General features: G+C 63.5%; 17 protein-coding genes. 7 read left to right on the top strand and 10 right to left on the bottom strand.

The features are described from left to right. Positions 1–3: 3 nt before the first annotated feature. The 6 genes from LDN70_RS08145 to LDN70_RS08120 all read left to right on the top strand — a co-directional run bounded on the left by LDN70_RS08145 (position 4) and on the right by LDN70_RS08120 (position 6743). Positions 4–1650, top strand: coding sequence for a sensor histidine kinase (locus LDN70_RS08145; RefSeq protein WP_142939563.1), 1647 nt, complete (start codon positions 4–6; stop codon positions 1648–1650). Then, positions 1647–2360 (top strand): response regulator, encoded by a 714-nt coding sequence (locus tag LDN70_RS08140; protein ID WP_223942267.1) that lies wholly within the window; start codon positions 1647–1649, stop codon positions 2358–2360. Before LDN70_RS08145 ends, LDN70_RS08140 begins: the two co-directional genes overlap by 4 nt. Before the next feature lie 75 nt (positions 2361–2435). After that, positions 2436–3077 (top strand): GntR family transcriptional regulator, encoded by a 642-nt coding sequence (locus LDN70_RS08135; protein WP_223942266.1) that lies wholly within the window; start codon positions 2436–2438, stop codon positions 3075–3077. Positions 3078–3100: 23 nt separating this feature from the next. Further along, complete coding sequence (locus tag LDN70_RS08130; RefSeq protein WP_223942265.1) at positions 3101–4621, top strand: MmgE/PrpD family protein; 1521 nt, start codon at positions 3101–3103, stop codon at positions 4619–4621. Next, positions 4622–5527: a methylisocitrate lyase gene (gene prpB, locus LDN70_RS08125; protein WP_142939567.1), complete on the top strand. Its 906-nt coding sequence runs from the start codon at positions 4622–4624 to the stop codon at positions 5525–5527. It abuts the gene before it with no gap. Positions 5528–5603: 76 nt separating this feature from the next. Continuing rightward, on the top strand, positions 5604–6743 hold the full coding sequence (locus LDN70_RS08120; protein WP_166842719.1) for a bifunctional 2-methylcitrate synthase/citrate synthase: 1140 nt from the start codon (positions 5604–5606) through the stop codon (positions 6741–6743). Positions 6744–6828: 85 nt separating this feature from the next. Here LDN70_RS08120 and LDN70_RS08115 read toward each other — a convergent pair whose 3' ends face one another. Beyond that, entirely contained in the window at positions 6829–7326 is a 498-nt protein-coding gene (locus LDN70_RS08115) for an 8-oxo-dGTP diphosphatase (RefSeq protein WP_142939569.1), read from the bottom strand. A gap of 56 nt (positions 7327–7382) precedes the next feature. Between LDN70_RS08115 and LDN70_RS08110 the strand changes: the two genes are divergently transcribed. Then, entirely contained in the window at positions 7383–8141 is a 759-nt protein-coding gene (locus LDN70_RS08110; RefSeq protein WP_142939570.1) for a hypothetical protein, read from the top strand. A 6-nt stretch (positions 8142–8147) separates the two neighbouring features. Here LDN70_RS08110 and xerD read toward each other — a convergent pair whose 3' ends face one another. The 9 genes from xerD to LDN70_RS08065 all read right to left on the bottom strand — a co-directional run bounded on the left by xerD (position 8148) and on the right by LDN70_RS08065 (position 18564). Continuing rightward, a complete protein-coding gene (xerD, locus tag LDN70_RS08105) occupies positions 8148–9107 on the bottom strand; it encodes a site-specific tyrosine recombinase XerD (protein ID WP_142939571.1) in 960 nt (319 codons plus the stop codon). Between the two features lie 2 nt (positions 9108–9109). Then, a complete protein-coding gene (locus tag LDN70_RS08100; protein WP_142939572.1) occupies positions 9110–9772 on the bottom strand; it encodes an NUDIX domain-containing protein in 663 nt (220 codons plus the stop codon). 27 nt (positions 9773–9799) lie between these two features. Beyond that, positions 9800–11545: a CTP synthase gene (pyrG, locus tag LDN70_RS08095; protein ID WP_166842716.1), complete on the bottom strand. Its 1746-nt coding sequence runs from the start codon at positions 11543–11545 to the stop codon at positions 9800–9802. A gap of 148 nt (positions 11546–11693) precedes the next feature. Next, a complete protein-coding gene (gene recN, locus LDN70_RS08090) occupies positions 11694–13433 on the bottom strand; it encodes a DNA repair protein RecN (protein WP_223942264.1) in 1740 nt (579 codons plus the stop codon). A gap of 3 nt (positions 13434–13436) precedes the next feature. Next, a complete protein-coding gene (locus LDN70_RS08085) occupies positions 13437–14477 on the bottom strand; it encodes an NAD kinase (protein WP_166842714.1) in 1041 nt (346 codons plus the stop codon). A 12-nt stretch (positions 14478–14489) separates the two neighbouring features. Beyond that, positions 14490–15302, bottom strand: a complete 813-nt coding sequence (locus LDN70_RS08080) for a TlyA family RNA methyltransferase (RefSeq protein ID WP_223942263.1) — start codon at positions 15300–15302, stop codon at positions 14490–14492. 3 nt (positions 15303–15305) lie between these two features. Further along, positions 15306–15566, bottom strand: coding sequence for a hypothetical protein (locus LDN70_RS08075; RefSeq protein ID WP_223942262.1), 261 nt, complete (start codon positions 15564–15566; stop codon positions 15306–15308). 9 nt (positions 15567–15575) lie between these two features. Continuing rightward, entirely contained in the window at positions 15576–16562 is a 987-nt protein-coding gene (locus LDN70_RS08070; RefSeq protein WP_223942261.1) for an HAD-IIA family hydrolase, read from the bottom strand. Next, complete coding sequence (locus tag LDN70_RS08065; protein WP_223942260.1) at positions 16555–18564, bottom strand: hypothetical protein; 2010 nt, start codon at positions 18562–18564, stop codon at positions 16555–16557. The genes LDN70_RS08070 and LDN70_RS08065 overlap by 8 nt, the downstream gene beginning before the upstream one ends. Between the last annotated feature and the right edge of the window lie 229 nt (positions 18565–18793).

Below are 18793 nucleotides of genomic sequence, written 5' to 3'. Positions count from 1 at the left end.
CTCGTGTTTCACAGCTGGAGCATCGCCCGCCGTTTGTTCGTGGCGAATTTGTTGTTCGTCCTGGTGCTGACGGCTGTATTCGGCGCGTTCTCGGTGGTGGAAGCCAGGGACAGGGCTTACGACGAGGCCGGCGGCAGGATGCTCGCCATCGCCGCCTCCCTGGCCGACAATCCCCTGGTGGTGGAGGCGGCCTCAACGGCAGATCCCTCAGCGGTCCTGCAGCCCTACGCGTTGGAGGTCATGGATCATGCCGACGCCGACTTCATCACCATCATGGCTCCCGATCGGACCCGTTGGACGCATCCCCGAACAGAGGAGCTTGGCAAGCCCTACATTGGGACCATCGAGCCTGCCTTGCGGGGTGAAACCTTCACCGAAGTGACCGCAGGAACGTTGGGGCCGTCGGTCCGAACCATTGCTCCCGTCCTGGATCCCGAAGGCAACGTCAAGGCTCTGGTGGCTGCCGGGGTGACGGTCCGCACCGTGGACACAGACGTCGCTGAGAGATTGGGCGTGATTGGCATCATCGCTTTAGTGGTCCTGTTCTTCGGATCGGTGGCCTCATGGCTGTTGGGCCGCTACTTGCGCTCCGTCACCCGGGGGTGGGGCCCGGAACAGCTGGCGCAACTCTTCGCCTATTACGAATCGGTCCTGCACTCGGTTCGCGAAGGCGTGATATTGATCGACACTCATGGCAAGGCTGTGATGTACAACGACCAGGCCGCGGAACTTCTCGGATTGGAACCTTCAGACGCCGACCGGTCCCCCGACGACGCCCCGAAACTCGCTGATCTTCCCTTCGACGGCAGCCTGCGAGCGCTGTTCGAGTCGGGGAGGCCAGCTCACGACGAAATCCATCTCACGGGTTCGCGGATTTTGGTGGTCAACCAGGCCCCTGCAGTAGGGCCATTGCCTGAGCGCAGCCGACAGAAACCCGCCATCTACGGCACGGTGGCCACCATCCGCGACCGTACCGAAATCGAATCCCTGGGCACCGAACTGCAAACCATGAAGACGCTCTCTGATGCCCTGAGAGCCCAGACGCATGAGCATGCAAACCGCCTTCACATGATCGTTTCACTCCTGGAGTTGGGCCGCACGCCCCAGGCCCTGGACTTTGCCACCAAGGACCTTGAACTCAGCCAGCAACTCACGGATGACATGGTGGCCTCCGTGGACGAACCCGTCATGAGCGCGCTGGTGATGGGCAAGGCTGCCGAAGCCCACGAACGCGGGGTGGACTTGGTGGTGCGGACATCGGGGAGTTCCGGCGTCCGGGGCCTGGAAATTCAGGACCTGGTGACCATCTTGGGGAACCTGCTGGACAATGCGATTGACGCTGCCGCTGCCGGTGATTTCCCCCGGAAGGTGGAGCTGGACGTTCAAGCCGGGCCGTCCGCCGTGGAATTCTCGGTGCGGGACTCGGGCAGAGGAATCGATCCGGACTCCATTGATGACGTCCTGCAGTACGGTTTCAGCACGAAGTCCCCGGGAGAGAACCCTCGCGGCGCTCATGGCCGGGGAGTTGGCCTGGCGTTGGTTCGCCAAGCCGTGGACCGACTCAACGGTACGATGACCATCAGCAATCCCGGCGGAGCACAGTTCCATGTTCTGCTCCCCGCGCCGGTTCCCGAGGAAGAGAAGGCATGACAGACATCCGCGTCCTGGTGGTGGAAGACGAGCCAATTGCCTCGGACGCCCACTCTGTCTATGTTGGCCGCCTGGACGGCTTCACCTTGGTGGGAACGGCGCCGGATGGGCAGTCGGCCTTGCGCATCCTGGGCGAATTCGCAGCCTCCGGCTCCCCCGTGGATTTGGTCCTGTTGGACATGAACCTCCCGGATCTGCACGGATTGGACGTCGCCCGCCGGATGCGTTCCGCGGGAGTCTTTGCGGACATCATCGCCATCACTGCCGTCCGGGAACTGAACATCGTGCGCAGCGCCGTGTCCATCGGCGTCGTGCAGTACCTCATCAAGCCCTTCACCTACGCCACGTTCGCCGACAAACTCCGCAGCTACCGGACGTTCCGTGAACAGTTGGCAGGCTCCATGTCCGGGATTTCCAAAGCAGGAGCCTCGCAGAGCGACGTAGACCAAGCGTTTGCGAGCCTTCGCGCTCCCACCGAACTACCGCTGCCCAAGGGCCTGTCCGGGTCCACCTTGGAGGCAGTGAAGGACTTGGTGCGCGCGGGACATCGGCCTGTGTCCGCGAGCGAAGTGATGGACGCGCTGGGCATGTCCCGGGTGACCGCCCGGCGCTATCTGGAGTACTTGGCCGACGCCGGAACGGTCACCCGGGCGCCCCGGTATGGTACTCCCGGCCGGCCGGAGAACGAGTACGGCTGGAACCACGCTTAGCCAGAGATGTATACAAATTTGATGATTTTTGCGGTTTTTGTGACTCCTAGCTAATCCTGTGTATACACTGAGGTCATGCGCGCCAGTGATCGGGCTTACTCGGCCCTCCGTGAAGACATCATTGAGTGGCGCCTCCAACCAGGCACGGTCCTCGCTGAGGTGGAGCAGTCCGAACGCTTGGGCGTGTCCCGTACGCCGGTCCGGGAGGCGCTGAGCCGGCTGACCGCAGAAGGATTGACGACGGCGGCAGGCGGCCGCGGCGTCGTCGTCACCGATATCTCGCTGGAGAGCATCGACGAACTGTTCGAGTTACGCGAAACGCTTGAAGTGAGAGCCGCTGCCCTTGCTGCCGAACGCGGCGAGCCGGGCGTGTTCGCCGAGCTGCACTCCCAACTGCTGCTGGCCCCCGAGCTGCTCAGCGACCAGGATCCCGCGCGGCACGAGTACTACGCCCTGGTGAGCCGCCTGGACGACGCGATAGATGCTGCAATCTCCAATTCGTACTTGGCGAACGCCATGCGGAGCCTGCGTGTCCATTTGGTCCGCGTCCGCCGGCTGGCAGCCGACGATGCCGCACGGCTCCACGCAGCCGCTGCCGAGCACGCGGCGATTGCCGAAGCCATCGCCGCGGGCAACCCCCGGCTGGCGGAGGCCGCCACCACTGTCCACCTGCACCGCAGCCTCACCCACGTCAAAGCCACCCACACGGCCCGGTAGAACGTCCCACCAGAAGGAGCATCATGGTTAAGAACCACCACGTCCGCGTCTACAAGAGCGAAGAGAACCTCCCGCGCGAACAGCAATTGGCGCACAAGATCGCCGTGGTCGCCGCAGACCCCGTTGACGTCACCCCGGAGGTCACCGACATGGTGATCAACCGGATCATCGACAACGCCTCGGTGGCCATCGCCTCGTTGAAGCGTGGCCCCATTGTTGCCGCCCGCGCGCAGGCGCTGACCCACGCACCCTCGGCCAATGGCAAGGGCGCGCACGTCTTCGGCATCAGCGATCAGGTCTCCCCGGAATGGGCCGCCTGGGCCAACGGCGTAGCCGTCCGCGAACTCGATTACCACGACACGTTCCTGGCCGCGGACTACTCCCACCCGGGAGATAACATCCCCCCGATCCTGGCCGTCGCCCAGCACGTGGGCTCCAACGGCGCCGACTTGGTCCGTGCCATCGCCACCGGCTACGAAATCCAGGTGAACCTGGTCAAAGCCATCTGCCTGCACAAACACAAGATCGACCACGTAGCCCACCTCGGCCCCTCCGCCGCGGCAGGCATCGGCACGTTGCTGGGTTTGGACGTGGAGACTATCTTCCAGTCCGTGGGCCAGGCCCTCCACACCACCACCGCCACCCGACAGTCCCGCAAGGGCGAAATCTCCACCTGGAAGGCCCACGCCCCGGCTTTCGCGGGCAAGATGGCGGTCGAAGCCGTGGATCGCTCCATGCGCGGCCAGACCTCCCCTGTGCCCATCTACGAAGGCGAAGACGGCGTGATCGCCTGGATGCTGGATGGCCCGGACGCCTCCTACGAAGTACCCCTGCCGCTGCCCGGCGAAGCCAAGCGCGCCATCCTGGACACCTACACCAAGGAACACTCCGCCGAATACCAGGCACAGGCCTGGATCGACCTCGCCCGCAAGCTCAACCGTGAGCACCCGGAAACCACGGACCCGGCCAACGTAGCCTCCGTGCTGATCAAGACCAGCCACCACACGCACTACGTGATCGGTTCCGGCGCGAACGATCCCCAGAAGTACTCCCCCACCGCATCCCGCGAAACCCTGGACCACTCCATCCCCTACATCTTCACTGTGGCCCTGCAGGACGGCGCATGGCACCACGTGGACTCCTACGCCCCCGAACGCGCCGCCCGCCCGGACACCGTGGAACTCTGGCACAAAGTCACCACCGTAGAAGACCCGGAATGGACCCGCCGCTACCACTCACTGGACATCGCGGAGAAGGCCTTCGGCGGTTCCGTGGAGATCACCCTCAACGACGGCACAGTGATTACCGACGAGATCGCCGTGGCCGATGCCCACCCGCTCGGCGCCCGGCCGTTCGCCCGCGAGCAATACATCAACAAGTTCCGCACCCTCGCTGCTGGTTTGGTCGAAGAGGCCGAAATCGAAAGGTTCCTCACCGCCGTCGAGCGCGTCACCGAACTGGGCGAAGGCGAACTGGACCAGCTCAACATCACCGCAGCCCCCGGCGTGATCGACCTCAACAACGCACCCAAGGGACTGTTCTAAATGCTGTACTCCAAAGTCACCCCTGAACAGAAGCGCGTAAAGCTGCGCGAGCTGCTGGCCTCCGGGACCGTGCAGCAGTTCCCGGGCGCGTTCAACCCGCTCTCCGCAAGGCTGATCGAAGAGAAAGGCTTCGCCGGCGTCTACATCTCCGGCGCCGTCCTGGCCAACGACCTCGGCCTGCCCGACATCGGCCTCACCACCCTCACCGAAGTAGCAACAAGGGCCGGGCAGATCGCCCGCATGACGGACCTGCCCTCCCTGGTGGACGCGGACACCGGATTCGGTGAACCCATGAACGTGGCCCGGACCATCCAAGAACTCGAAAACGCGGGCCTGGCAGGCTGCCACATCGAGGACCAGTTCAACCCGAAACGCTGCGGCCACCTGGACGGCAAAAACGTCGTCGACATCGACACCGCCACCAAACGCATCCGAGCCGCAGCAGACGCCCGCCGCGACCCGAATTTCCTCATCATGGCCCGCACCGACATCCGGGCCGTCGAGGGAATTCAGTCCGCGCAAGACCGCGCACGAGCTCTCGTGGACGCAGGTGCCGACGCGATCTTCCCCGAAGCCATGCGTGATCTGAGCGAGTTTCAAGCCATCCGCGACGCCGTGGACGTGCCCATCCTGGCCAACATGACAGAGTTCGGCAAAAGCGACCTCTTCACCGTGGACCAGCTCCAAGGGGTGGGAGTGAACATGGTCATCTACCCCGTTACCCTCCTGCGCATTGCCATGGGCGCTGCAGAGCGTACTCTGGAATCGATCAAGGCTGCGGGGACCCAGGAAGCGCACGTGGACAACATGCTCACACGTGCACGCCTCTACGAACTCGTGGACTACGAGGCATACAACCAGTTCGATACCGGCGTTTTCAACTTCCAGGTTCCCGGCATTCGCTAGGACCGGGATTCATTCAGGGGAAAGCAGGCAGTCCGGGGCTTCCGGACCGCGTGCATTATGAACGAAGGAGTTCAGCATGACAGCTGAAGACATCAAAAAGGGCCTGGCCGGCGTCGTGGTGGACTACACCGCCGTCTCGAAGGTCAACCCGGAGACCAACTCGCTGCTCTACCGCGGGTACCCGGTCCAGGAACTGGCCGCCAAATGCAGCTTCGAAGAAGTGGCCTACCTGTTGTGGAACGGCGAACTGCCCAACGAAACAGAACTGGCGGAATTCACTGCCCGGGAACGTGCAGGCCGTGCCCTTGACCCCGTGGTCAAGACGGTAGTGGACGCGTTACCCACCACCGCCCACCCCATGGATGTCTGCCGCACGGCAGCATCCGTACTCGGTGCCCGGCACGAACTGGCTGAGGACTCATCACCAGAAGCCAACATGAAAAAGGCAATCGACCTCTGGGCCGCCATGCCCGCCGTCGTGGCCTACGATCAACGCCGCCGCCGCGGCCAGGATGTGGTTGAGCCCCGCGATGACCTGGACTACTCGGCAAACTTCCTCTGGATGACCTTCGGCGAAGAACAGGTGCCCGAAGTGGTGGAGGCGTTCAACGTCTCCATGATCCTGTACGCGGAACACTCCTTCAACGCCTCCACCTTTACCGCCCGAGTGGTCACCTCCACCCTCTCGGACCTGCACTCCGCTGTCACCGCAGCCATCGGTGCCCTTAAGGGTCCCCTGCACGGCGGAGCCAACGAAGCCGTGATGCACACCTTTGACGAGATCGGCATCCGCAGCGAAGAATCCCTCGAAGAAGCCGCCACCCGTGCCCGTGCATGGATGGAAGACGCCCTGGCCCAGAAGAAAAAGGTCATGGGCTTCGGACACCGCGTCTACAAGCACGGCGACTCCCGCGTGCCCACCATGAAAGCCGCACTGGACAAGATGATCGCCCACTACGGGCGACCCGAACTCCTGGGCCTCTACAACGGACTCGAGCAGGCCATGGACGAAGCCAAGGCCATCAAGCCCAACCTCGACTACCCGGCCGGACCCACCTACCACCTCATGGGCTTCGACACCCAGACTTTCACGCCGCTGTTCGTCGCAAGCCGCATCACCGGCTGGACAGCACACGTCATGGAACAGGTAGCGTCCAACTCCCTGATCCGCCCGCTCAGCGAATACAACGGGCCCGAAGAGCGGCACGTTCCGTAACGCTTCCGGTTCTTAAGCAAGAAGCACGACGCCGGGCCGGTCACCGAAAGGCGACCGGCCCGGCGTCGTTCTTCACTCGCTCCTGCTACAGCTGAGGGTCCACCCACTCAAGGGTTCGGACGTCAGCCACATTCTCGTTATCGGCCGCCAGAGCCACCCGCACGGCGATGCGCCGGCCGGCGATCATCGCCGGCAGCCAATGCTCGGCGTCGGCCCACATCCTGTCCACGGGAAGTTCCGCCACGGGAAACCATGCGGGGGCAATCTCGTCGCTTTCGGACGGCTCGCCCTCCCACTCGCGGGTCAAGAACACAGTGGTGGCCATGTTCCACTCCGGCCTTGCCGGGAAAACAAAGTCCACAGTGCCCGCCGGAATCAGGTCCTTCGCCGTGACCACCACGTTGATTTCCTCCATGACCTCCCGGCACGCAGCCTGCGAGGCGGTTTCCCCCAGCTCCACGTGGCCGCCCACCCCCACTACCTTGCCCCTGCCGAAACCTGTCTTCTTGGTTCCGAGCAGGACATGCTCGCCGTCCGCGCCGTCGCGGAGGAGGAAGCACAAGGTCACATGGGCTGCAGTCATGCTGCCTACCTTAACCTGATCTCCCCTGCCACTGCCGCCATTGCTACAGTGAGCCCATGACAGAAGGTGGGGGTAACCGGCCAACCAAGGTGGCCGCCGTCGACGACGTTGCAGAACCGCCGTCCGACAACGCTGCAGGGCCCGCAGAAAGAGCTCCCAAAGCCAAACCGGAACGGGACACGTGGTTGCCCCGATGGCTGGTGGCACACCCCCTTTATGCAGGCTGGGCGTGGACCGTGGTGTGGGCAGGGCTGATCGTCCTGGACGAGGTGGTGGACCTGGCCGGATGGACTTGGTACCTGCTGGTACTCGTGGCCGCGCTTCCTACCCTGATCTCCACGCTGGTGGTGCTGCACGCCACGCCCCGCAGCCATCTCCGGGCCGTAGATGCAACAGTCCTCGGCCACTTCTTCGTCCGGTTCCTCGCCTTGGTGGCAGCGTTCATGGTGTGGGCAGCCTCCGTGGTGATGAGTGCCTCCATCTCCACCACCGTCCAGACCGTCATTGGCGATTCCGAGAAGGAAGTCACCGCCCTGGGGTTCAACCTCATGCTGGCCGCAGTTCCGCTGGTCCTCTCCGTCCTTTGGATGGCCTTCATTATCCGCTGCGCATGGTTCCTGCGGCGGTTGCGGGGTTGGCGGCAGGTACCGCAGAAGACACGCGTACCAAAGAAGTTCCTCCGTGGACGCCCGCGGCTCAAGCGGGTGGTGGTGGGGCTTGCACACCCCGGGCTGTTGCTCGTAGCTGGCTTGGGGACGTCGCTGTTGGCATTGTTCGTGGACGCAGTGGAGCTGACGCTCAACGTGCTCGAATAGCCCCGTTCAGCCCAACGCCCTGGGATGCGCGGCGGCGTAGACCTCGCGCAAGGTATCCGCGGTGACCAATGTATAGACCTGTGTTGTGGTTACTGATGCGTGTCCCAGGAGCTCCTGCACAACCCTGACATCTGCTCCACCTTCCAACAGGTGGGTGGCAAAGGAATGGCGCAAAGTGTGCGGCGAAACATCCTTGGTGATGTTGGCCTTCTCGGCCGCCGTCTTCAGGATGGTCCAAGCACTCTGCCGGCTGATCCGGCCACCCCGGGCATTGAGGAACAGCGCGGGAGTGCCTTTGCCCTTGGACGCCAGGAGCGGCCTGCCGCGGACAACATAGGCCCCGACGGCGCGGGCACCGTAGGAGCCCAGAGGCACCAGACGCTCCTTGGACCCCTTGCCGAACAGCCGCACAATTGCGGGGTCGCCACCGGTGTCTTCGAGGGAGACGTCATCGACGTCCAGTCCCACGGCCTCGCTGATGCGGGCCCCTGTGGAGTACAGGAACTCAAGCAGGGCACGGTCCCGGAGGCCAGTGGCGCTATCCGAGCCGGCAGCTTCCAGGATGCGCGTCACTTCGCCAACACTGATGGCTTTGGGAAGCCGTTTGCCTGGCATGGGCGGGTGGACATCGCTGGCGGGGTCCGCCGTCGTGGTTCCTTCCAGCGCCCAAAACTTATGGAGCCCACGGACGGCCACCACTGTCCGCGCGGCGGAGCGGACGCCCAGTACCGCGCCGCCATCGGAACCGTCGGACAACGCCTGGACGAAAGCCGTCACATGATGCCGGGTGATGTTTCCCGGCTGATCTACACCTTGGGCTGCCAGAAAGTTCGAATACCGGGACAAGTCCCTGCGGTAGGCGGACAAGGTATTGGCCGCCAAACCGCGTTCCACGCCGACGTGCTGCAGATAGTCAGTTACCGCACGGTCAACGCCATTTGCGGTTCGAGTGGCGGCCTCGGCCATGCTCAGCGCTGGCTCGGGTGAGCCGGCCAGGGCGCGTTGGCGGGGCGAAGGCTGGTGAAGCCATCGGCCTTTGCGGCAGCGGCAGCCAGAATCCCCAACACGGCTGAGGGATTGTGCAGACGGCCGTCCATCACTGCCTTCACGGCGTCTTCAAGCGGCACCCAATGGAGTTCAATTTCAGCTTCTTCATCGGTCCGGACGTGCCGGTCCGCCAAGGCGACATCGCTGAGGCCGCGTGCCAAGTAGATGCGGACAGCCTCGCTGGATGAGCCCGGGGAGTTGAAGAAGTCCACAAGGACGTTCCAGGTAGCGGCAACCAGATCAGCTTCCTCAGCCAGCTCCCGGGCCGCACCCACCACAAAGTCCTCGCCCTCGACGTCCAGCAGGCCAGCGGGGATCTCCCACAAATCCATGCCCACCGGATGACGGTACTGCTTCAGCAACAGGATTTCGCCGTCCACGTTCATGGGCAGCACCGCAACCGCACCCGGGTGGTCGATGTAGTCACGAACCAGGGTGTCCGTGCCGTCACTCAGTTGGAACGAGTCGCTGACCACGTCCCAAATGCGCCCTTCGTACACCTTGCTGGTAGACAAAAGACGGCGCGGGCTCGGCATGTCCGAAACCTGCCTTGATGTGCGGGGGGTTTCAGAAATGCCGGGCATCGCGCCGTCCTTCGTTAGTACTTGCGTTTACTTGGCAGCTACTGTGCGGGCGCCGGTCTTGGTGGCCGCGGGGGCACCTTCACGACGCTCCAAAGCAGCCTTGACCAAACCTGCGAACAGCGGGTGCGGGCGCGTGGGGCGGGAGCTGAGCTCCGGGTGCGCCTGCGTTGCCACGTAGTACGGGTGGACTTCGCGGGGAAGCTCCACATATTCCACGAGCTTGCCGTCAGGGGAAGTACCGGAGAACACCAGGCCCTCGGCAGCGATCTGGTCGCGGTACTTGTTGTTGACCTCGTAGCGGTGGCGGTGGCGTTCGCTGACAGTGGTGGTGCCGTAGGTCTCGGCAATGACCGAGCCCTCGTCAAGCTTGGCTTCGTAGAGGCCCAGACGCATGGTGCCGCCGAGGTCTCCCTTGCCGTCCACGATGTCCAGCTGTTCTTCCATGGTGGCGATAACCGGGTACTTCGAATCCGGCTCGAACTCGCTGGAGGAAGCCCCTTCAAGGCCGACCACGTTGCGGGCGTACTCGATCACCATGCACTGCAGGCCCAGGCAAAGGCCCAGGACCGGGAGCTTGGTTTCGCGAGCGAACTTCAGAGCGCCAAGCTTGCCTTCAAGGCCGCGGATACCAAAGCCACCGGGAACGCAGATTGCGTCCACGCCAGCCAGGGACTTGGTTGCCCCTGCCAAAGTTTCACACTCGTCCGACGGGACCCAGCGGATCTTGACCTTGGCTTCGTTGGCGAAACCGCCGGCGCGGAGTGCCTCGGTGACCGAGAGGTAGGCGTCCGGAAGGTCGATGTACTTGCCCACCAGGGCTACCTCGACCTCGTGCTTGGGGTTGTGAACAGCTTCAAGCAGCTTGTCCCACTTGCTCCAGTCAACGTCCTTGAACGGCAGATCCAGCGCACGGACGATGTAGGAGTCCAGGCCCTGGGAGTGCAGGGTCTTGGGGATGTCATAGATGCTGGGTGCGTCAGCGGCGTTGACCACGGCGTCGATGTCGACGTCGCACATGCGGCCGATCTTCTCGCGCATGGCTTCGGGCACTTCGCGGTCCGAGCGGATCACGATTGCTTCAGGCTGGATGCCAATGGAGCGAAGGGCTGCCACGGAGTGCTGCGTGGGCTTGGTCTTCAGTTCCTGGGAAGGACCGATGTACGGGACCAGCGAAACGTGAAGGAAGAAGACGTTGTTGCGGCCCACATCCTGACGGACCTGGCGCGCGGACTCAAGGAAGGGCTGCGACTCGATGTCGCCCACGGTGCCACCGATTTCGGTGATGATGACGTCCGGAGCGTTCTTGCCTTCAGCAGGCAGGCGCATGCGGCGCTTGATTTCATCGGTGATGTGGGGAATGACCTGAACGGTGTCCCCGAGGTATTCGCCACGACGTTCCTTGGCGATAACGGTGGAGTAGATCTGGCCCGTTGTGACGTTGGCCGAACCTTCGAGGTTTTCGTCGAGGAAGCGCTCGTAGTGACCAATATCGAGGTCAGTTTCGGCGCCGTCATCGGTCACGAATACTTCGCCGTGCTGGAAGGGGTTCATCGTGCCCGGATCCACATTCAGATAAGGATCGAGCTTCTGCATAGTTACAGACAAACCACGTGCCCGCAGCAGGTGACCGAGGCTTGAAGCCGTCAGACCCTTACCGAGCGAGGACGCCACACCACCGGTGACGAAGATGTGTTTGGTCGTCTTGGACGAGCCCGGGAACCGGGAATTTACACGGGAATTTGATCGCTGCACCACGGAATTCGAGCTTATCATCAATTACGCCTTCCAAGCGTCCGTTCGGATTCCCCAAATGGTCAATAGTTACTCACCACCGCGGTCCAAGCAAGACCCGGGTGGGATTAAGTGCACCGATGTGATGGTGGTCGCACTCCACCAAAACACCCGCACTCCCCCAAAGACACTAGGCGCGCTGCGGTAAAAGCTTTGCGTCATCCAGCAGTTCCTGGGCATGCGCCTGCGCACTCTCGGAATCCTCCTGGCCGGCCAGCATGCGGGCAAGCTCCTTGACCCGCTCATCGTCGCTGAGAAGCTGCACGTCGCTGGAGGTGAAGCCGGTGGTGGTCTTCCCGTCAGCGCCGCGCACGGACGTTTTGGTCACGCGGATATGTTGATCCGCGAAGGCAGCCACCTGCGGCAGGTGCGTCACCACCAGCACCTGGACGTGCCGGGCGAGCATCGCCAGCCTGCGTCCAATTTCGACGGCGGCCCGCCCACCCACACCGGCGTCCACCTCATCGAAGACGAACGTCGGGACGGGATCCACTGCGGCGAGCACTACCTCAATGGCCAACATGACCCTGGACAGTTCACCGCCGGAGGCTCCCTTGCCCAGGGGCCTCGCCGGAGCACCGGAGTGGGGCTGGAGGAGAAAAGCGATCTCATCAGTGCCCCAGGGGCCCAGCGGGCCGCTCCCGTCCACCTCGATGACCAAGGTGGCGTCAGCCATCGCCAGAGCCTTCAGCTCGGCACTGACCCGGGCTGAGAGGTCCTTCGACGCCTTGAGCCGGGCCTTGGTGATGCCCGCCGCCAGCTTGCGCAGCGTTGCCTCCGCAGAAGCAACCTCGGCGTCCAAGGATTCGATGCGAGTGGAGTCATCCTGCAACTCATCAAGGCGGGTCCTCGCAGTAGCCGCCCACTCAAGCACTTCATCAATGCTCGGGGCATACTTGCGGATCAGCTTGGCAAGGGCAGCCCGGCGTTCCTCTATTTCGGAGAGCCGCTCAGGGCCTTCGGTGTCCAGGGCCGCCTGGTAACTGGAGAGCTCGGCGGCGATGTCATTGAGGAGGAAGCCCACCTCCGCCAGCCGGGCTGCTGCCGAACGGAGTTCCTCGTCATGCTCAGCCACATGCTCCAACGTCCGCTTGGCCGCATCCACCATGGTGGTTGCGTCGCCGGCGTCCCCGAATTCCTCGGCAATGAGGGACTCATGGGCAGCAGCTGCCGCTAAACGCAGTTCTTCAACGTTGGCAAGTTTTACGGCCTCGGCCTTGAGCGTCTCGTCTTCACCCGGCTGGGGATCCACCTCATCAATTTCCTTGAGGGCGGCGTCCAGCGATTCAGCCTCGCGCAGACGCTCGCGGGCTTCCCTGCGCAACGAATCAAGTTCAGACTGGATGGCCTTCCAGTGGTTGAACAGGTCCTGGTACTCCCCCAGAGTCTTCGCCAGGGACGTTCCGGCAAACCTGTCCAACGCGTGCCGCTGCGCGGTAGCGCTCTTGAGCCGGATCTGGTCCGACTGCCCATGGACTACCACCAGACTTTCGCCCAGCTCGGCCAACACTCCCACTGGTGCCGCTCGCCCGCCAACATAAGCACGGCTACGTCCGTCAGCACCAACGGTGCGGGCCAGCAGGAGTTCAGCAACGCCGTCGAACTCTTCCGCTTCGCCGCCGGCCTCCTTGGCTCGCTCCACCGCGCTGTGCCCCGGATCAAGCTTCAACACAGCTTCGGCCGAGGCGGATTTGGCCCCGCTTCGAACGGCACCGGCGTCAGATCTCGCACCAAGAAGAAGTCCGACGGCGGTCACCACCATGGTCTTGCCGGCACCGGTTTCGCCGGTGACGACACTGAGGCCCGGGCCTAGCGGCAGGGCTGCGTCTGTGATGACGCCGAGGTCACGGATTCGGAGTTCTTCAAGCATGGTTCACTTCGCATTCGTGGGATCTGATGGCTCACCTTGCCCCAGGTCCTGGGACGTTGCAGAGTCCCGGGGACTGGGCAAAGGAGCCGGTGACAGGGTCCGGATGACGGGGATGGGACCGGTGTGGACTTCGCCGCTCCGAGGGGCCGGGCCACGCCAGCCGTGGATGGGAAGCTGGAACTTGCGGACAAGCCGGGCAGAGAACGGCGTCTTGTGGGTCCGGGCCAGGCGCACCGGGGTGGCCGAGCGCGTTACTTCAACACGGGCTCCAGGCGGCAGATCCACCGAACGACGGCCATCGCACCAGAGAACTCCGGTGGCGTCGGTCCGGTTCATGATTTCCACGGCCAGCTTGGAACGCGGGGACACCACCAAGGGCTTGGCAAAAAGCGCATGTGCACTGATGGGAACAATGACCAATGCTTCGACCTCAGGCCACACTACGGGCCCTCCTGAAGAGAAAGCATAGGCTGTGGAACCGGTGGGCGTAGCGAGGACAACACCATCACAGCCGAACGACGTCAAAGGACGCTCGTCCACCTCGGTGACAACTTCCAGCATCCGTTCCCGGTTGGCCTTCTCGATGGCAGCTTCGTTCAAAGCCCACGTGTGCCAAATCTTCTGGCCCTTGACCCACACCTGGACATCGATGGTCATGCGTTCTTCCACCGTGTACTGGCGGCTGGCGATCCACTCCACGGTCTGGGCCAGATCGGCGCGTTCACTTTCCGCCAGGAAGCCCACATGCCCCAGGTTGACGCCCAGCAGCGGGACGTCAACCTCGCGCACCAGTTCGGCAGCCCTCAGGATGGTGCCATCCCCACCAAGAACCATCACCAGCTCCACGTCCTCCAGATTGACGTGATCGTTGAGGATCTCGATAGGAGTATCAAGGGCACCGAAGAATCGTTCAATATCTGCAAGTTCGGATTTCTGCAGCACGGGAACCAGGCCGGAGGAATGAAGTTGCGTACAGGCATCCCACGCTGCGCGGAGCGATTCCTCCCGCCCTGTGTGGGCAAGGACAAGTACACGCCTGCTCATCGGATCTGCTTTCTAGTGGTTCGGCCAGAGTTTCTTGATCAACGCAGCAACGTCCTCGTCCCGCTCTTCGATCTTAGGCAACACCGCTGACATACTGCGCTTCATCCACAGGAAGTATTCAACATTTCCGTCCTGGCCCGGCAGCGGACTGGCCGCCAAGTCGTAAAGTTCCAGGCCGGCGTCCACTGCAGCGCGGGCAACCTGGGCCACCGCCCGGCGGCGTTCATTCTCGGAGGACACCACACCGGTTCGGCTCAGGCGTTCCTTGCCAACCTCGAACTGTGGTTTGACCATGAGGACCATGTCACCGCCCGGCTCGGTGCATTGTGCAAGTGGCCACAGGACCAGCGTCAAGGAAATGAACGACAAGTCAGCCACCGTCAACGTCGCCGGGCCACCGATCTGCTCCGGTGTCATGTACCTGACGTTGAGGCCTTCATGGACGTCCACTCTGGGGTCCTCCCGAAGGTGCGGCACCAGCTGGCCGTGCCCCACATCCACCGCCACCACCTGGGCGGCACCTTGCCGGAGCAGAACGTCAGTGAAACCGCCTGTGGAGGCACCGGCGTCGAGACACCGCTTACCGGCAACCACGACGGCGGGGAACGCCTTCAGCGCGCCGGCCAGCTTGTGCCCGGCACGGCTCACGTAAATGTCCTCCAGATGGGATTCGACATCCAGCTCCGTCTCCGCATCCACGTGATGTGCGGCTTTGACGAGAACGTGCCCGCATGAGCTGACCTTGCCATCACTGATGAGCTTGGCGGCATGCGTACGCGACCTCGCCAGCCCACGGGCGACAAGTTCCTGATCAAGTCTTGGCATTCGTTAACTGTTGCCTTCCGGGCGCGAGCTGCTCTTCGGGGTTGCCGGAAGCCCGGGTTCCGCGTCCAAAGCTTCCAACAAGGCGTCATGGATGCCGGTGTACAGCTCCCCATGGTCCGGCACGGGTGACTCCGCTACGCCGTCCAGCAGGCCGAGGGCCCTGTCCACCAGGGGATCCCCCGTGGGGCTCGCCGTGTCAGGCCACTGGACTGCGGGTGGTTCCGGATCGGGATGTTCCGCATCGGACTGTTGGGGGTCGGTCATCGCACCAGTCTAGTGATTTCGCCACACCAGCTGCGGCGTTTGCGCCACGTCCGTGTCCGGAACAGCTGCCCACCACGCCGCGCATGCCGCCCGCCAAGCGTCGAGATCGGCCTCGTCTCCTGTGACGGTCACGGCGCCATCCCCGGCAACTGCAGATGCCGCACCACAACGGAACGTACCGGCGTCGCTGACAACCTCCGGATACGGCGCGTACAGGCCCTCCAAGTCCGCCAGGAGGTAGTCCGGACGTTCATCCGTTCGTGCAGCAATGATGGTGTGGGTGGTGTCCACCCCGGTGAGGACGGCCGCCGTCGCAAATCCTGCACGGTTGCCGCCCAGGATGTCGGTGTCCAAACGGTCGCCCACAACCAGCGGACGGTCGGCCTTAAGCCGTTTGGCCGCTGCATGGAACAGAGGGGCTTCCGGCTTGCCGGCCACCAGAGGTGTCTTTCCCGTGGCAGCCGCCACAGCGGCAACAAGCGTTCCATTCCCAGGGGCCATGCCGCGGGCCTGCGGGATGGACATGTCCGTGTTGGTGGCAAACCACATGGCTCCCCCGGCCACAACATACGACGCCTCCGCGAGATCCTTCCAGCCGATCTCCGGGTTGAAACCCTGGACGACGGCTACCGGAGATTCGGCGGCACTGTGCACGGGCTTGAGTCCCGCCAATTCGATCTCATGAGCCAAAGCTGCGCTGCCGGTGATGAGGACATGCGCCCCCGCAGGCAGCATGGAAGCCAAAAGCTCCCCTGCTGCCTGGGAGGAACTGACCACTTGATGGTCCTCAGCCGGCGCGCCAAGCTCCCGCAGATGCGCCGCAACCTGAGCCGGAGTGCGGGAGGCATTGTTGGTCACATAACCAAGGCCAACGCCTACAGTTTCGAGACGCCGCAATGACTCCACGGCCCCAGGGATGGCATGCGGTCCCGCATAGACCACCCCGTCCAGATCTGAAAGGACAGCATCAAACAGAGAGATCAGTGAATCAGCCATGCTGGGAGTCGGAGCCCTCGTTCTCGGTATCTTCGTCTTTTGCCTCTACGTCGTCTTCAGCTGAATCGATGTCAGATTCTGCGTCATCCGACTCGAAGTAGTCAGACTCCGCATCATCAAGCTCAACCTCATCGTGCTCAACGTCAGCGGCTGCGGCCTCAACAATGACCGTTTCTGTTTCAGGCTTCACGACGTCGGTGTCCCGCACCGGCTTCTCGAAGCGCGGCTTCCGCGCGGCTGCTTCTTCCTGCTCGTCCCAGCCAAGGTCAAGAATTTCGGGCTCAGCGAAGTCGCCAACACCCAAGGCGCTCTCAGCAACGAGCGCCTGGCGGGCCCACTTATCGGCTTCCTCGGTACGACCCACTGCGCTCAAAGCCTCAGCGTATGCGCGGAAGAGGCGCGGGCTGTAAGAGAAGGCTCGGTTGATGTCCAGCTGTGGGATCTCGAGCTCGCTGACAGCAGCATCCAGCTGATTGAGGTCCGCACGTGCGCCGGAGGCAACGATAGCGAGCTCAACCTTGCCCGGAGCGTCAAGATCCTGGGCTTCGGGAGAGCGCACCATGTCCAGTGCACGATCAGCGCGGCCAAGGCCACGCTCGCAGTCGGCCATCACCGGCAAATGCACGTTGGACCCACTGATGCGGCGGTAGGTACGGAATTCACGCAGCGCCTCGCCGTAATGGCCGGCGGCGTAAGCGGTCAGACCTACCGCTTCGCGTACTACTGAGAGGCGTCCACCGCGGCGGCTTGCAGCAAGGGCGTGCTGGAAGGCGAGCTCGGGCTCAATGTCGATCAAACGTCCGGCCATGACCAGGTGCTTTGCGACCCAACCTGCGCTCTGCTCCTCGAGGGTCTTGATCTGGTGGCCCGTAGCGCGGTCGAGTTCCTTGCCCGTGACGTCCTCATCAATTTCGGGGGAACGCTCACGGTCAGGTCGGTTGGCGCTACGGATGTCCTTGGCGTTAGGAACGCGTGCGGGACGCTCTTCCCGTGCGCCACCGCGTTCGTTGCGGTCGCCACCAAAGGAACGACGATCGCCGCCGCGTTCGGGCCGGTCTCCGTAGGGCTTGCGGTCGCCACGGTCACCGAACGGCTTGCGGTCGCGGTCGCCGCCGAAGGAGCGGCGGTCATCGTTGTCGCGGCGGGGGCCATCAAAGTTCCGCGGTCCACGCTCGGGCCGGTCGCCGAAGGGCTTACGGTCGCCGCGGTCATTATTGAACGGACGACGCTCGCCATCACGGGCCGGACGATCGCCACGGTCACCGAACGGCTTACGGTCACGGTCGCCACCAAAGGAGCGGCGGTCATCGTTGTCGCGGCGGGGGCCATCAAAGTTCCGCGGTCCACGCTCGGGCCGGTCGCCGAAGGGCTTACGGTCGCCGCGGTCATTATTGAACGGACGACGCTCGCCATCGCGGGCCGGACGATCACTACGATCGCCAAAGGGCTTGCGGTCACGGTCGCCGCCGAAGGAGCGACGGTCATCGTTGTCGCGGCGGGGGCCATCAAAGTTCCGCGGTCCACGCTCGGGCCGGTCGCCGAAGGGCTTACGGTCGCCACGGTCATTATTGAACGGACGACGATCGCCATCACGAGCCGGACGATCGCCACGGTCACCGAAAGGCTTACGGTCACGGTCGCCACCAAAGGAGCGACGCTCACCATCACGAGCCGGACGATCGCCGCGGTCATTGTTAAAGGGGCGTCGCTCGCCATCACGGGCCGGGCGATCACTACGATCGCCAAAGGGCTTACGGTCACGGTCGCCACCGAAGGAGCGACGCTCACCATCACGGGCAGGCCGCTCCCCGCGGTCACTGTTAAAGGGACGACGCTCACCGTCACGGGCCGGACGATCATTACCGTCCCGGTTCTCCCTGGAACGGAACCCGCGCGGGTCTCCGCCGGAATTGTTGTTGGGGCGGTACGAACCGCGGTCGTCGCGGTTCCCTCCGAAGTTTCCGCGATTGCCGCCGCGATTGCCGCCGTTGTGCTCAGCCATGGTGGATTCCTCCTGTTGCGAGCCGACCACTGGCGCGTGCGTAGTCGCTCATAACCCTTATTTCGTTGTCACGCCGCCAGTAGCGCTCGGCTACCGACTCGTATATCTGGTTCAATTCTATTCGACCCCGCCACAGCCACCGAACGCCGGAAGCACCTTTAGGCCGTCCCGTGGCAAGTCTCACAAGCGCGACGCTACCAAGCCGTCTCGCACCACCGGCGCTCATCCG

The organism is Arthrobacter sp. StoSoilB22 (assembly GCF_019977315.1).
Classification (GTDB): Bacteria; Actinomycetota; Actinomycetes; order Actinomycetales; family Micrococcaceae; genus Arthrobacter.
Note: the sequence above shows the minus strand (reverse complement) of the source record. Positions and strands in the feature narration are given on the sequence as shown.